Annotated in this window: 11 protein-coding genes; 6 read left to right on the top strand and 5 right to left on the bottom strand. The window is 64.8% G+C overall.

Annotated elements, in window-relative coordinates:
* Positions 1–156 precede the first annotated feature (156 nt).
* Complete coding sequence (locus VRZ08_RS15580; protein WP_408017960.1) at positions 157–1,122, bottom strand: S1C family serine protease; 966 nt, start codon at positions 1,120–1,122, stop codon at positions 157–159.
* A 119-nt stretch (positions 1,123–1,241) separates the two neighbouring features.
* On the bottom strand, positions 1,242–2,237 hold the full coding sequence (locus VRZ08_RS15575; RefSeq protein ID WP_414533112.1) for a Bug family tripartite tricarboxylate transporter substrate binding protein: 996 nt from the start codon (positions 2,235–2,237) through the stop codon (positions 1,242–1,244).
* A gap of 258 nt (positions 2,238–2,495) precedes the next feature.
* Between VRZ08_RS15575 and VRZ08_RS15570 the strand changes: the two genes are divergently transcribed.
* The 3 genes from VRZ08_RS15570 to VRZ08_RS15560 all read left to right on the top strand — a co-directional run bounded on the left by VRZ08_RS15570 (position 2,496) and on the right by VRZ08_RS15560 (position 5,914).
* Entirely contained in the window at positions 2,496–3,755 is a 1,260-nt protein-coding gene (locus VRZ08_RS15570; protein WP_414533111.1) for an O-antigen ligase family protein, read from the top strand.
* 30 nt (positions 3,756–3,785) lie between these two features.
* Positions 3,786–4,769 (top strand): UDP-glucose 4-epimerase GalE, encoded by a 984-nt coding sequence (gene galE, locus VRZ08_RS15565; protein WP_414533110.1) that lies wholly within the window; start codon positions 3,786–3,788, stop codon positions 4,767–4,769.
* A 227-nt stretch (positions 4,770–4,996) separates the two neighbouring features.
* Complete coding sequence (locus tag VRZ08_RS15560) at positions 4,997–5,914, top strand: WecB/TagA/CpsF family glycosyltransferase (RefSeq protein WP_414533109.1); 918 nt, start codon at positions 4,997–4,999, stop codon at positions 5,912–5,914.
* Positions 5,915–5,929: 15 nt separating this feature from the next.
* Here VRZ08_RS15560 and VRZ08_RS15555 read toward each other — a convergent pair whose 3' ends face one another.
* Both VRZ08_RS15555 and VRZ08_RS15550 read right to left on the bottom strand, forming a co-directional pair.
* Positions 5,930–7,066, bottom strand: a complete 1,137-nt coding sequence (locus VRZ08_RS15555) for a glycoside hydrolase family 5 protein (RefSeq protein WP_414533108.1) — start codon at positions 7,064–7,066, stop codon at positions 5,930–5,932.
* 14 nt (positions 7,067–7,080) lie between these two features.
* Entirely contained in the window at positions 7,081–9,219 is a 2,139-nt protein-coding gene (locus VRZ08_RS15550) for a GumC family protein (RefSeq protein ID WP_414533107.1), read from the bottom strand.
* 405 nt (positions 9,220–9,624) lie between these two features.
* On the opposite strand from VRZ08_RS15550, the gene VRZ08_RS15545 reads away from it, so the two are divergent.
* Together VRZ08_RS15545 and VRZ08_RS15540 are read left to right on the top strand one after the other, a co-directional pair.
* Positions 9,625–10,725, top strand: a complete 1,101-nt coding sequence (locus VRZ08_RS15545; RefSeq protein ID WP_414533163.1) for a glycosyltransferase family 4 protein — start codon at positions 9,625–9,627, stop codon at positions 10,723–10,725.
* 21 nt (positions 10,726–10,746) lie between these two features.
* The gene (locus VRZ08_RS15540) at positions 10,747–12,276 is read left to right on the top strand and encodes a hypothetical protein (RefSeq protein ID WP_414533106.1); all 1,530 of its coding nucleotides are present in this window, start codon (positions 10,747–10,749) and stop codon (positions 12,274–12,276) included.
* Between the two features lie 16 nt (positions 12,277–12,292).
* Here VRZ08_RS15540 and VRZ08_RS15535 read toward each other — a convergent pair whose 3' ends face one another.
* Positions 12,293–12,658, bottom strand: coding sequence for a hypothetical protein (locus tag VRZ08_RS15535; protein ID WP_164639186.1), 366 nt, complete (start codon positions 12,656–12,658; stop codon positions 12,293–12,295).
* Between the two features lie 252 nt (positions 12,659–12,910).
* Between VRZ08_RS15535 and VRZ08_RS15530 the strand changes: the two genes are divergently transcribed.
* Positions 12,911–14,269, top strand: a complete 1,359-nt coding sequence (locus tag VRZ08_RS15530) for a lipopolysaccharide biosynthesis protein (protein WP_414533105.1) — start codon at positions 12,911–12,913, stop codon at positions 14,267–14,269.
* The last annotated feature ends 17 nt before the right edge of the window (positions 14,270–14,286 follow it).

Genomic DNA, 14,286 nt, shown 5'->3' with positions numbered 1-14,286 from the left:
GTTACCCCGATGATGACGTCATACGCGGGCTTGACCCGCGTATCGATCGCAAGCGAAAGCGCGCTGACTCACTTCAGGACGATGGATTGCCGGGTCAAGCCGGCAATGACTGCGCAGGAGAATCGACGCGAACCTCTGCCGCGTCGGTCGGTTTCCTCAATGCAGCCGCGGCGCCTTGAGGAACTTGGCACGGTCGGAGGAATGCAGCACCACGTCGAAGGTGGCGCCGCCGCTGAACAGCGTCAGCGGCACCTCGACGCCCGCGGTGCCGAGCGCCCAGACCTTGCGATAGAACTCCGCTTCGCTGGCCACCTTGTCGCCCGCAACTGCAAGGATGACGTCGCCGGTCTTCAGCTCGGCGCGCGCCGCCGGACCTTTCGGCGCAATCCCGACCACCACGACCTTGTCCTCGATCTCGGTTGAATACAGCCCGAGCCAAGGCCGCACCGGTTTGTTCGGCCGGCCGAACTTGCGCAGGTCGCTCAGCACCGGCGGCAGCAGATCGATCGGCACGCTCATATTGTAGTGCTCATTCGAGCCGCTGCGCTCGATCTGCAGCGAGCCGACGCCGATCAGCTCGCCGGTCGCCGACAACAGCGCAGTGCCGCCCCAATTCGGATGCGACGGCTCGGTGAAAATCGCGTCGTCGATCAGATACTCCCAATAGCCGGCGAATTCCTGGCGCGCGGCAATGCGCCCGGCCACCGAACGGGTACGGCCGCCGACGCCGCCGATGATGACGCGCTCGCCCGCCTTGGCGAAAGCAGAGCGGCCGAGCGGCAGCGGCGGCAGGTCGATCGGGCCGAGCGCCTGGACGAGGCCGAAACCGCTCTCCTGATCAAAACCGAGCGGATGGCCTTCGACAACGCGGCCATCGCCGAGATGCAGCCACACCGTTTCGGCTTCGGTGATCAGGTAGCCGATCGTCAGCACCAGGCCGTCATCGATCAGGACGCCATTGCCGGCGCGCTCGGTGCCGAGCGTCCCGGCAGTGTAGGCATCGGCCGGGATGATCGCGTGCAGCCCGACAACCGCGGACAACGCACGATCGAGATCGAAGCCGAAATCGGACGAGCGAGGCCGGATCGCGGCCGGGACATTCCATTCGGGGAGCGAAGGCATCCGGCGTCTCCTGTTGCGCAACACCGCGTGCAACCGGAAATATCGGGGCCTCGGGGACGATTTGCAAGCCGGCGTCACCGTGCCGCGGGCGGCGGCGCCAAGCGTCGGCGGACGGAGGCTCAGCCCTCCTTATGGACGCCCGAGCCCTCGACGATCTTGCGCCAGCTTTCGGTTTCCGCCGCCAGCATCGCGCCGAACTGCTTGGCGTCGCCATGCAGCGCAATGGCGCCGAGATCGGCAATGCGCTGCTTGATCGCCGGCTCGTCCAGCGCCGCATTGATCTCGCGGTTGAGCAGATCGACGATCGGCTGCGGCGTGCCGTGCGACGCGCCGACGCCGTAGAACGAGCTGGTGTCGTAACCGGTCAGCGTGTCGCCGATCGGCGGCACGTCCGGCAGCACCGCCGAGCGCTCGCGGCTGGTGACGCCGAGCGCGCGGATCTTGCCGGCCTGCGCCAGCGCGAACGACGAGGTGACGTTGTCGAACATCGCCTGAATCTGGCCGCTCATCAGGTCGGTCAGGCCCGGCGCCGAGCCGCGATATGGCACGTGCACCATCTCGACGCCGGCCATCGACTTGAACAACTCACCCGACAGATGCAGCGAAGTCCCGATGCCCGACGAGCCGACGCTGATCTTGCCCGGATGCGTCTTGGCATAGGCGATGAACTCCGCGACGTTATTTGCCGGAATATCGTTATTGATCACCAGCACCAGCGGAATGCGGGCGATGCCGGCGACCGGCGTAATGCTCTTGGCGAAGTCGAACGGCAACGCGCGGTCGAACGAGGCGTTGATCGCATTCGCGGTGCTGGTCAGCAGCAGCGTGTAGCCGTCAGCAGGCGAATTGATCACCGCCTGGGTGCCGATCGTGCTGCCGGCACCTGGCTTGTTCTCGACAACGAAGCTCTGACCGAGCTTCTCGGACAGATACTGACACACCAGGCGCGACAGCACGTCGGTGGCGCCGCCGGCCGCATAGGGCACGATCCACTTCACCGGACGATTCGGATACGCCGCCGATTCCGCCAGCGCCGGCGAGACCAGCCGCGCACCAGCGGCGCAGATCGCCGCGCCTGCCGCCGTCCCAAGCAATGCTCTCCTGCTGATCGTCATCGCATCCTCCATGTAATCCTGCTGAACACTGCGATAGCGCAGACGAAGCGCCTCGCGCATGCACGGACCGCGATCGTGGTAAAGGCGCATGAACGGCGAGGCGGAGATCTTCGGGATTAGCGATAAGTTGTCGTTAATTCCGCCGCTTCATACTCGCCCGGCGGGCTCAATATGCCCAACTGTTCTGCGCCGGAGTCACGGCACACCTGCGGCAAGGTTAACGAGACCTTACAGACCGAGCGATGCAAGGTTGAACCGATGACCGACTTTGCCCTCGCGCCGCAGGACGCTGTTCGAGCCAGCCCGCCCCGTCTCAAAGCCCTGCAGCTCGGCCTGCTGTGGCTGGTCGGTGCCAGCGGCGCGATCGTGTTCATCGAGCCGAGCCCCTACGAAATCGCCATCGTGCTGGCGCTGGGAGTCCTCGCCGTCACCGGCGGGCTCCGGCTTGCGCCGGCGCTGATCGTTCCGATCGGACTGCTGATCGGAATCGAGCTCGGCTACAGCATCGGCGCGGTCGGCTTGATGGACGACCCCATCATTCTGAACTGGATCCTGACCTCGTGGTACATGGCGGTGACCGCGATGTTCTTCGCGATGGTGTGCCTGCAGGACACCCGCGAACGCGCCGAAGCGATCGCCCATGGTTATCTGGTCGGCGGCCTCATCGCGGCACTGGCCGGCATCGTCGGTTACTTCAATCTGCTGCCTGGCGGGCAGGATCTCTTGACCTATGTGGGGCGCGCGCGCGGCACGTTCAAAGATCCGAACGTGCTCGGCGCGTTTCTGATCTTTCCAGCGATCTACAGCCTGCAGCGGGCGATCGAAGGTTCGTTCTGGACGATGGTGCGCAACGGCGTCGCGTTCGGCATCATTTCGCTTGCGGTGTTCCTGGCTTTCTCGCGCGCCGCCTGGGGCATGCTGGCGGGCGCTTCGCTGCTCACCGTGGCGCTGATGTTCATCACCGCGCCGACCCAGCAGCGGCGGCTGCGGATCGTCGTCCTCGCCGCACTGGCGCTGATCGTGCTCGCCGCCACGATTGCGGTGCTGCTGTCGTTTGACCAGATCGACGCGCTGTTCAAGGAGCGCGCCAGCCTGTCGCAGCCTTACGACAGCGGCCGGTTCGGCCGGTTCGGCCGGCATCTGCTCGGCGCAAAGATGGCGCTCGACTATCCGACCGGCATCGGTCCGTTACAATTCAGGCGGTTCTTCCCCGAGGACACTCACAACTCGTTCCTCAACGCCTTCATGTCCGGCGGCTGGATCAGTGGCACGCTGTATCCGGCTCTGGTGTTCGTGACGGCGGCCTATGGGCTGCGCAACGTGTTTGTACGTACGCCGTGGCAGCGGGTCACAATCGTCGTGGTAACCGCGATGGTGGTAACGCTACTCGAGAGTTTCATCATCGATACCGACCATTGGCGGCACTATTTCATGCTGGTGGGCTTGACTTGGAGCCTGGCGATCGCCAGCACTCGGTTCCGACGCGGCCAATCAAATCCGGCTGTTTCCGCGGGCTGACCGCCCGCCACAGAGCATCGAACGCAGCGCATGACCAAACGCCACATCCTCGTAACCGGCGGCGCCGGCTACATCGGCAGCCACATGACGCTCGCCCTGCTCGGCGCCGGCGAGCGACCGCTGGTGATCGACAACCTCTCCACCGGTTCGCGCGCGATCGTGCCAGCCGAGGTGCCGTTCTTCGAGGGCAATGTCGGCGACGCGGACTTCGTCGGCCGGATCATGGACGAGCACCCGATCGAGGCGATCATTCATTTCGCCGCCAGCATCGTGGTGCCGGAATCGGTCACCCAGCCCCTCGCCTACTACGGCAACAACACGGCCAACGCGCGCACGCTGCTCGACTGTGCGGTCAAGCGCGGCGTGCCGCATGTGGTGTTCTCGTCGACCGCTGCGGTCTATGGCGAGCCGGACCGCACACCGGTCGAAGAAGACGACCCGACCCGTCCGATCAATCCTTACGGCCGCTCCAAGCTGATGGTCGAATGGATGCTGGCCGACGTCGCGCAGGCCTATCCGTTCAGCTACGCGGCGCTGCGCTATTTCAATGTCGCCGGCGCCGACCCCCAAGGCCGCGCCGGACAATCCACGCCGAACGCGACCCATCTGATCAAGATCGCGGTGCAGGCCGCGCTCGGCAAGCGTCCAGGCCTCGACGTTTACGGCACCGACTATTCGACCCCAGACGGCTCGTGCATCCGCGACTACGTGCATGTGTCGGATCTGGCGCAGGCACATCTCGATGCGCTGGATTATCTGCGTGCCGGCAAGCCGAGCATCACCTGCAACATCGGCTATGCCAACGGCTACTCCGTGCTCGATGTGATCGATGTGGTGAAGCGTGTCTCGGGCGTCGACTTTGAAGTGCGGATCAAGGGGCGGCGCGCCGGCGATCCCGCCGCACTGATCGCTGCCAATCAACGTGCCCGGACCGCGCTGAACTGGACGCCGCGCTACGACGATCTCGAGCAGATCGTGCGCGACGCGCTCGCCTGGGAGCGCCGTCTCGGCTAAGACAGCACGGCCAGCCCGCTGTCTCACCGCGGGACGACGCACCAGATCGGTACAGCCCCGGACGCTTGCAGGACAGCTGCTGCCACCTTTCTACGATCGCGGCGATGCGGCCTTAACCACTTTACCTTGTTGGATGGAGGCGGTTGGCAAAAGGTTGCTTCCATTAGTCGAATGATCGATTGTTCCGCCGCAAAGTCGATCGACCTTGAGGGTCGAGAGGAAGTGGAATGTCCAACACGCAAGACAGCGGCGAACAGCCGAATGCGACGGCAGGCGCCGAACGGCGCAAGTCGGATCGCAGGAAAGCTGCGTTTTGGATTCCATTCGAGCAGAATCTGCCGCACGGCGAGCGCCGCGTTTCCGGCGATCGCCGCCGTGAGCGGTTCGGGCAGTGGCCGCGTGTTGTGCTCGGCGGACTGCCGATCGTCGTCAGCGACCAGACTGAGACTGCGCGCGCGATGGTCGATGAAGCGCTGCAGCGTCGCGGGCTGTGGCGCTATCCGGCCTACATGACGTCTGCGAACGGCGAAGTGACGTATCGCTGCGCGGTCGACGAAACCGAGCGCAAGCTGGTGACGGAGGCCGACGCCATTCATGCGGACGGCATGCCGCTGGTGTTCGTGTCGCGATTCCGCTGCGGCCAATCGCTGCCTGAACGCGTCGCTACCACCGATCTGTTCCACGAGGTCGCGCGCGAGGCCAGCAAGCGCGGCGCGACCATGTACATGCTCGGCGCCAACGAAGACTCCAACCGCCGCGCGGTCGAACGCGCGCAGCGCCGCTATCCCGGGCTGCGCCTCGTCGGCCATCGCCACGGCTATTTCGCCGACGAGGCCGAGGAAATCGCAGTGTGCCGCGAGATCGGCGCGCTCGCGCCGGACATCCTGTGGGTGTCGATGGGCGTGCCGCGCGAACAAGCGTTCGTGGTGCGCAATCGCCATCGCCTGACCACCGTCGGCGTGATCAAGACCTCGGGCGGCCTGTTCGACTTCCTGTCGGGCTCGAAGCCGCGCGCGCCGCAATGGATGCAGAAGATCGGCCTCGAATGGCTGTGGCGCATGGCGCTGGAGCCGCGACGCCTCGGCGTGCGCTATCTGAAGACCAATCCTTACGCAATGTATCTGCTGCTGACGCGGTCGCGCTGACCTTTCCTTCTCCGCTTAACGCGGATGCATCAGCGCGTCGATTACACCGGCGTCCAACCTGCCGGTGCGCGGATCGGCCAGACCAAATCCCTGATCCAGCTCCCAGTAAGTCCAGCCCCAGCAATTCGCTTCTGCCGAATCCACCACGGACTCCAACCAGCGCAACCGGCTGTCGCGCGGTGCCGCCGGTTTGAACACGCCGAATTCGTTGATGATCAACGGCCGCGCGTAGCGCTCCTGCCAGGCGACCGCCGGAATCAGCTGCCGGGCCACATAACTCGGCGAGGCAGCCTGAGCAATCGCCTTGTCCAGCTCCTGCAACGCTTCCATGTCGCCGCGCGCGGTCAGCTCGCTGCGCAGTCTCGCCACGGCTGGATCATTGGCGACAAGCGGAAACGGCAGGTCACGAACCCGGCTCAGCGGATTGTTCGGGTCCCAATGGCCCTGATGGGTGAACACCATCGGATCGTAGAAATGCAGCGCATAGACGACGTTGCGGTCGGCCAGCGGCCTGAACTGCGGCAGCGAATCGGCGCGTTGCCAATAGGTCGGGCCAACGATCAGTGTGGTCTGCGGCAACTGCCCCCGCACGAAGGCAGCGAGTTGTTCGACTTCACTCTGCCAGCGATCCGGCGCGATATCCGGTTCATTCAGCAGTTCAGCGAACACCCGTTCCACCGGGTGCTTGCGGATCACCGTCGCAAGGCTGCTCCACGCGTCGGTGAGCGCCGCCATCGAGGACTTCGGATCATCGCGGTGGAGGCGGCCGAAGCCGTCCCCGGGATGCAGGTCGACCGACACATGAAAGCCCAGACCGATCAGTTCGGTGAGCGCCGTATCGACGCCGGCGAGCTGTCGTTCGATCGTGGCCGGCGGACTGAATGCCCGCATCACCAGATCGCCGGCGACCGGAAGCCTCACATGGGTGAAGCCCGCGCTGCGCACGGCGCGGAGTAGCTCCAGGCTCGGAGCCTGGAGCCGCTCGTTCTCTGTCCAATTCGAGACATTTACGCCGCGAGCCAGCGCGGCGATGGTCTGAGGCGGAACGCCGGATGTCGGGCCCGTGCAGCGGCCCTGCGCATCGGCCTGCGCGCTCCAGCACAGTGCGAAGAGCGCGACGGCGGTGCAAGCGATCGCGCCTCGGCTGAGCATGCGCCGTACGCCGGTCAGCTCGCCAGCCGCGCGGCGATGGTCGCAGCGGCGGGAGCCGGTTGCGCGCTGGCCTTGTTGACGACCACGCCAACCGGTGCGTGACCACTCCGCGACAGCAACGCCTGCGCTTCCAGCGCGGCGCCAGCGTCGGTCACGGCGCTGTCGATCACGAGCAGATTGAGATCGGTATGAGCAGCGATCTCGGCGACCTCCGGATGCGAGGCAAGCGCCGGGGCGTCGATCAAGATCAGGTCGAATTCGCTGCGAACATCGTTCTGTACCGTTACGTCGGGTGCCGCGGCGATCAGACGGACGACGGACGGGATGGTCGTCTTCAGCACGCGAACGAGAGCGCCGCCATCCGGCTCTGCGCGGTTCGACGGCGCGGTGCGCGACTGCCCTGCGACTTCGATAACAACGCTCAGCATTCCGCGATCGACCGCAATCGCGTTCAGCGCGCGCGCCACGGAGCTCTTGCCGGCGCCGGGATCGACCGACGTCACCAGCACCACCTTGCCATGTTGCGAGGGCTTAACACCGATCGCATCGAGCAGCCCGACGACGTAGTGATCGAGCCGCCGCTCGCCGCCCAGCATCGCGAGCTTGCCGCCGAGGGTGCGGACGCCCGATAGATCGGGAATCCGCGCAACAATCGGCAGGCTGGCATAGTCGGCCGGAGGCTTCTTGTCTTCCACCGGCGGCGCTGCGGCTTCGACCGGCACAGGCGCGGTCGCGCCTTCCGGCGGACCAGAATTGTCGGCCCGCTCCGGCTGGTTCGACATCGACTCCCAGATTGCAGTGATGGCAATCGACACCAGGATCGATGCCACCGCGATGGCGGCGATCAGCACCAGCAGCGGCGGACGGTTCGGCCGGGTCGGCGGCGTCGCAAACGAAGCCACCTTGGTCTGGCTCGCCTGCAGCAGGCGCTGCTGATTGGTGGCGTTGTAGCGCTCCAGGAATTGCTCGTAGATCGCCCGATTGGCGTTGGCCTCGCGCTGCAACTCTTTGAGTTTCACAGAAGCCTGGTCGTCGCCGAGCATCTCGGTCTCGAGCGTCTTCAATTGCTGTTCCAGCGCCTTCTGCTGGTCGCGCATCGCCTCATAGTCGGACTTGGCGCTGGCGATGTTGCGTTTGCGCTCGGCCTCGATCTGGCGATTGAGCTCGGCAAGCTGATTATAGGCGATCACCAGCTCCGGATGGCGATCGCCGAGGACAGCGCGCTTCTGAGCGATCTGATCGTTGAGCTGGGTGCGCTGGGTGCGCAGCACGCTGACGAGGTCGGACTTCGATCCGGTCGAGCCATCGACCTCGGATTTCAGGTCGCGCTGCGCCTGCTCGTAGCGGTTTTTAGCTTCCTCGGTGCGCAGTCGCGCTGCGGACACCTGCTGGGTCAGCTCGGTGACCCGGAGCTGACGCGTCGTGCTTTCGCGGCCGGCATCGACAATGCGGTACTGCGTCTTGAACGCCGCGACGGCGTCTTCCGACGCCCGCAGCTTTTCATTCAGCGTCTTCAGGCGGCCGTTGAGCCAGCCGGCGGCCTCGTCGGCGGCGACAGCGCGCACCTGGGTCTGACTGGCGACGAATGCTTCGGCGACCGCGTTGGCGTAATACGCCGCGCGCTGCGGATCCTTCGCCACGAACGTCATCTCGATCACGTAAGTCAGGCCGCGCCGCGCGATCTCCAGATGCTTGCGGAACCGCTCAAGCACGCGGGCCGGATCGGTCTCGCTGCCGGCGATCTCATGATCTTCGACAACTTTCAGCTTCTCGACCAAGGGCCGCAGGAAACCATCCGACTTCGCAATTTCGATCAGGCTCTGCAGCGCAGCGGCGTCCTGACCAATCCCGGGCAGCACCTCCTGATCGGTCGTGACGCGCTGCTCACGTGGATCGACCATCACCAGTGCGGTGGCCGCATAGCGGACCGGCAGCAGCCACAGCACGATCATGCCAAGCACGAACAGCGCACCGGCAAGCAGCACGATCCGCTTGAGATTGTCACGCAGGAACTTGCTGATAACGGCGGGCGTCAGTTTGGCTTTGATCAGGTCGCCTCGATCGGTCGGAAGCTGATCAGGGCTCTCCCAGATGTCCGCAGTCGGACGCGGGGCGGGGACCGCCTTGTCCCGGCCTGGTTGGCTACCCGACATACGCACACTCCACACGAACCGCCTGCGTCACCACCGGGACAAAGTAAATATCTACGGTTAATCCGTGGTTACTCCAGGCCAGCCGAACGGAACGTTACCAAACGATTAAGAAACCATCCGGACGAAGCGTGAGTGCGACTAACTCGCTTGGTGCTTTCCGCATCAATTAACCGCGCCACAATGAAATCGACCAGGCGCGGCCGCGAGAGTGTACAATTACGCGGTCAGGACGTGCACTTTTCGTTAACCGTCACACCTGCAGCAAGCTGAACAAGACGGAAAGCGCACGGGGAGACGAGGCACGTGAACGAACAGATCACTCGAGCCGAGCATGCGTTCGTCACCGGCGGACGCACTGCGAGTTCGCGTGTACCGAAGGCTTTCGCCGGAGCGTCGGCGAAATCAATCCGTCCTCGCGTTCTTCTGATCCAGACCCAGGCCGAGAACGCCGGTGCGCAGGAGATCTCTCGTCTTGTCGGCGCCGGCCTCGCCGCGCGCGGCTACGACGTTGCGAACCTGTTCTTCTTCCGGCAATCGCGCGGGTTCGACGAGCCCGCGAACACCGTCTATTGCGCCCCGCGGCGTCCCGCCAATCCGCTGTCGTTCCTGCGCTTCCTGGTGTCGCTTGGCCAGCAGATTCGCGCCGCCCGCCCCGACGCCATCCTGACGTTTCAGCACTACGGCAATGCTATCGGCGGTGCGATCGCGCGGCTGGTGAGCCCGGCGCCGGTGATCGCCAATCAAGTATCGGCACGGCTGACGATGCCGGGCTGGCTGCAGAAGCTCGACCTGATGATGGGGCGGCTCGGAATCTTCCACACCATTACGGTAAATTCTGAAGACATGCTGCGCGACTATTCGCGCTATCCGGATTCGTACCGTAGGCGCCTCACCCACGTTCCGCACGGCTTCGATCGCAAGCACTCAACGTTGGCGAAAGCCGACGCGCGACGCCGCTTCGCTTTGCCGGTCGATGGCGTCGTTCTCGGCACCGCGGCGCGGCTGCATCCGCTGAAGCAACTCGACGCCACCATCCGGGTCTTGCCGGCACATCCGGCCTGGCGGCTCGCGCTGGCGGGGCACGGACCGGACGAAGCGCGGCTGCGCGCGCTCGCCGACCAGCTCGGTGTCGCCGATCGGGTATTCTTCGTCGGTGAAATCACGCCCGAACAGATCGCCGATTTCCTCGCCTGCCTCGACATTTTCGTGTTCCCGTCGCTGGCCGAGACCTTCGGGCTCGCCGCCGTCGAGGCGGCCCATGCCGGGGTGCCGGTGGTTGCCAACGATCTGCCGGTTCTACGCGAGGTGCTGTCGTATCAGGGCGAACCGGCGGCGGTGCTGGTCGATGCTGCAGATCCGACCGCGCTCGGCGCCGCGATCGGTGCCGTGCTGGACGACCCTGCGCTCAGGGTGCGACTCCAGCGCAGTGGCGAAGGTCTGATGAACAGATACTCTGTCGACGCCATGGTCGATGAATACGTCCGCATTCTCGAGCAGGCGATATAGTTATATTTGACGGATTGTCTGATGATTGTTGAGCTCCGTTTCGACCAGCAACGACCTCGAGCATGGATGCGCCACCTGCTCGATCTGCTGGCGGGTAGTGGCCGGACGTTGCAGCTGAGCTGGATCTCAACGTCCGGGGAACGGCCGGCCGGGCTCGACACGCTGCTCGACCTCGAACGGATGCTGCTGCGGCGTGGCCAGCGCTGCGGCGGCGATCGCGAGCCGGCGCTGCTCGAAACCTCTCGCGCCTCCTATGGCTCACCCGAAGTGGTGATCGACTTCACCACGGCGCCCCGCGAAGCTGATTGCCCTGCCCGGCTGTATCTGCGCCCGCTGTTCGATGGCCAGCCCGGTGAAGACGCCGCGCTGGCCGCCATCCTCGCAGGCGATCTGCCGGTGATCGATATCCGGGACGAGATCAGCGGGGCGGTGGTGTGGTCAGGAAAGCCGTCGGGTGAGAACGCCAGCGGCCTCGGCGGCGCGCTCGGCGCCACCATGGCACGTACCGGAACGCTGCTGAGGGGCGTCCTCGAAAGCGGTCCGCGAGCACAAGGCGTCCGCCACGACGGCCCTCGTCTCGGCCACGCGCACTCCGCCGCAGGTTTTGTCGCCCGCAACCTCGCGATGTCGATCGCCAAAGCAATCTACCGGCTGTGCTGCTATGCGCCGCATTGGCGGATTGGTTGGCGCTACACCGACGATGCCGGGATCTGGAGCTCCGGCGATCTGTCGGGCCCAAACTGGCATGCGCTGCCGAGCCCGCCGAACCGGTTCTATGCCGATCCCTTCGCGGTGACCTGGAAGGGTCGCACCTTCGTGTTCTTCGAAGATCTCGACCATCGTGTCGGCAAGGGCACGATTTCGGCGGTCGAGTTCGGCGACACCGGTCCGATCGGCGAAGCGGTGCCGGTGCTCGAAGAGCCGTGGCATTTGTCCTACCCGTTCCTCATCGTGCAGGACGACGAGCTCTGGATGATCCCGGAGAGCAGCCTGCAGAAGACCGTGTCGATCTATCGCTGCGTCGAGTTTCCGGGGCGCTGGGAGCGCCACGCGACGCTGCTATCCGGCGTTGAACTTGCCGACGCCACCATCCTGCAGCACGACGGGCTGCATTATCTATTCGGCGCCACTCGCGACGATGACAACGATGGGGGCTATTCGGACACGTTGTCGATCTACGTCGCAGACGATCTGTTCGGGCCGTGGCGACCGCACGCGCTGCGTCCAGCCCTGGTTGATCGCGCCAGCGCGCGTCCCGCAGGGCATTTCGTCCGGCGCAATGGACGTCTATGGCGACCGGTGCAGGACTGCACGCACGGCTATGGCGGGGCGCTGGCCCTTGCGGAGATTAATGCACTCTCGCCAGAGACTTTCGAGCAGACCGTGCATCACGTCATCGAACCTGGGCCGCGCTGGCCCGGCCGCAAGCTGCACACGCTCAACCGCTGTGGACGACTCGAGTTGATCGACGGCAGCGTGATTCAGCCCAAGCTGCAGCCGCTACGCCGAATGGCCCGCGCCAACGACCCCGTCGCGGTCCCGGCGCGCTGACGCTCTACCTTGCGCCTCAATCGCTACGGAGCAGACGCCCGGCGATCGATCCCGCGGCAAGACCAATAGTTCCGCCGGCGAGTTTGACGCTGGCGTCGAACAGCCGCCCATGCCGTGACGCCTCCAGCACCTGCAGCAGTTCAAATAGCACCGCAGCGCCGAGCACGATCATCGCAGCGAACAGGATGTAGCGCGGGTAAGCCGCTCCGAACAGTGCTCCCACCACCGCGAACGCCACGAAGCGCTCAATCGACGGCGAAAATCCGGTGGTTGGCCTGAGACCTATCGGGCTGAGGGTCGCAAACGCGATCCCCGCAAGGCACAGCCAGGCCGCAATCCGCAGCAGTGTTCCGAAGTTGAGGCTGACGACACGACTATTCATAGATCCGATATCCGCGCTGATGAGACGATGGTTAATGCCAAAGCGCCCCCGCTTCGGTCGGGTCTGCGAGCATCTTTACCGTTATCGACAATTATCGCCCGGCATTCGCTCGCCGATCGTTCAAATAGGATAGATTGCTAAAGTGCGCCAGGACGGTGGCGGCGGGATTATCGACGTGGTGAACCCGGTCCCCGGAGGACCGTTCCGGTCGTCGGCGACTCCCTCAGAATCTGCAGAACCGTCGCGAGGTCGATGACTTTGAAATTCGGTACCGCGTTCGAAAGACTGATCGATCTGCGCAACAACCCTGCGATTCGCGCCATGACCGGCGCGTTCGGGCTGCGCGTTCTGATCACGATCGTCAATCTCGGACTGGTGACGCTCGCCGCACGCACGCTGAGCGGCCATGACTTCGGCACCTATTCGATGCTGTTCAGCGCCGCGGGCCTGCTCAGCGTCGTCGCCACCTTCGGCCAGCAGATCTTCATCATGCGGTCGTGGAGCGAATACACCAATGCGGGCGACGAGCCGAAACTGAAGGGCGCGATGACCTTCACGGCGCTGGCCAGCCTCGCCGGCAGCATTCTGATCGGCTTGCCGTTTTTCTTCTGGGTCTCGCTGGAGCAAGATACGGTGCTGGCGGCATCGACGACGCTGTACCTGGTGTGCTTCGCGCTGATGCTGATTTCAGCGCACGTCACCCGCGGCGCCGTCGGCGTCGGTGTCAGCGACGGACTCACCTACCTGCTGGTCGCCACCTGTCCGATGGTCTACCTCGCTGGGTGCGTCATCTCAGGCACACCGATCGAGATCCACACCATCTTCCTGACCATGGCGGCAGCCTCGTGCTTCACCGTGATGGTGCAGATGACGTTGTTGCGGCGACGGGTCCACGCTCAGTTTCCGCATTTCGGCCGCTCACGCGTGGCCTTCGAGCTGCGCACCTGGAGCGCACGCTCGGCCAAGCTGTGGGTGTCGAGTTGCCTGGAGGCGGCCAATCAATACGCCGACGTCGTGATCATCGGCTACCTGATGAGCCCGACTGTCGCCGGCGCATATTTCGTCACCACCCGGATCGCCAACGCCTTCGCGATGGCCACTGGCGCAGTCTACATCTTCTCGACCCGTCACTTCCCGCATCTGTATTACAGCCGGCAGCATCGCGAGCTCGACGGCCTGCTCGATTCCGTGGCGCTCGTCACACTCGCGATCGTCATCGGTGGCCTGATGGTGGTGCTCGGCGGCGGCCACTGGATCCTGTACCTCTTCAACGCCGATTACGTCTCGTATTACGGCGCCCTGGCGATCCTGACGGCAGGCACCGCTGCTGTCGCCGCCGCCGGCCCCTGCGGTTCGATCCTGATGCTGACGGGCCACGAGGGCCGCTATCTGACGATCATCGGCGGCACAGTGCTGATGCGCGCGGTCGGCTTCTTCATCCTGATCCCGCTGTTCGGAATCTCTGGCGCTGTCGCGGCGACCGCAATCTCGTTCATCGCGCTGGCGCTGCTGATGCGCAGCGCGTCGATCAAACTGGCCGGCATCGACGGTTCGGTACTGCGGCTCCTGACGGGATGGCGCCGACGCCGGCTCACGCAGCCGGCGGAATGATCCGCCTTCCGGGCGTC

The organism is Rhodopseudomonas sp. G2_2311, from assembly GCF_047501505.1.
In the GTDB taxonomy this organism is placed as follows: Bacteria; Pseudomonadota; Alphaproteobacteria; order Rhizobiales; family Xanthobacteraceae; genus Rhodopseudomonas; species Rhodopseudomonas palustris_H.
The sequence above is the reverse complement of the archived record's forward strand: the minus strand, read 5'-3'. Positions and strand labels throughout refer to the sequence as shown.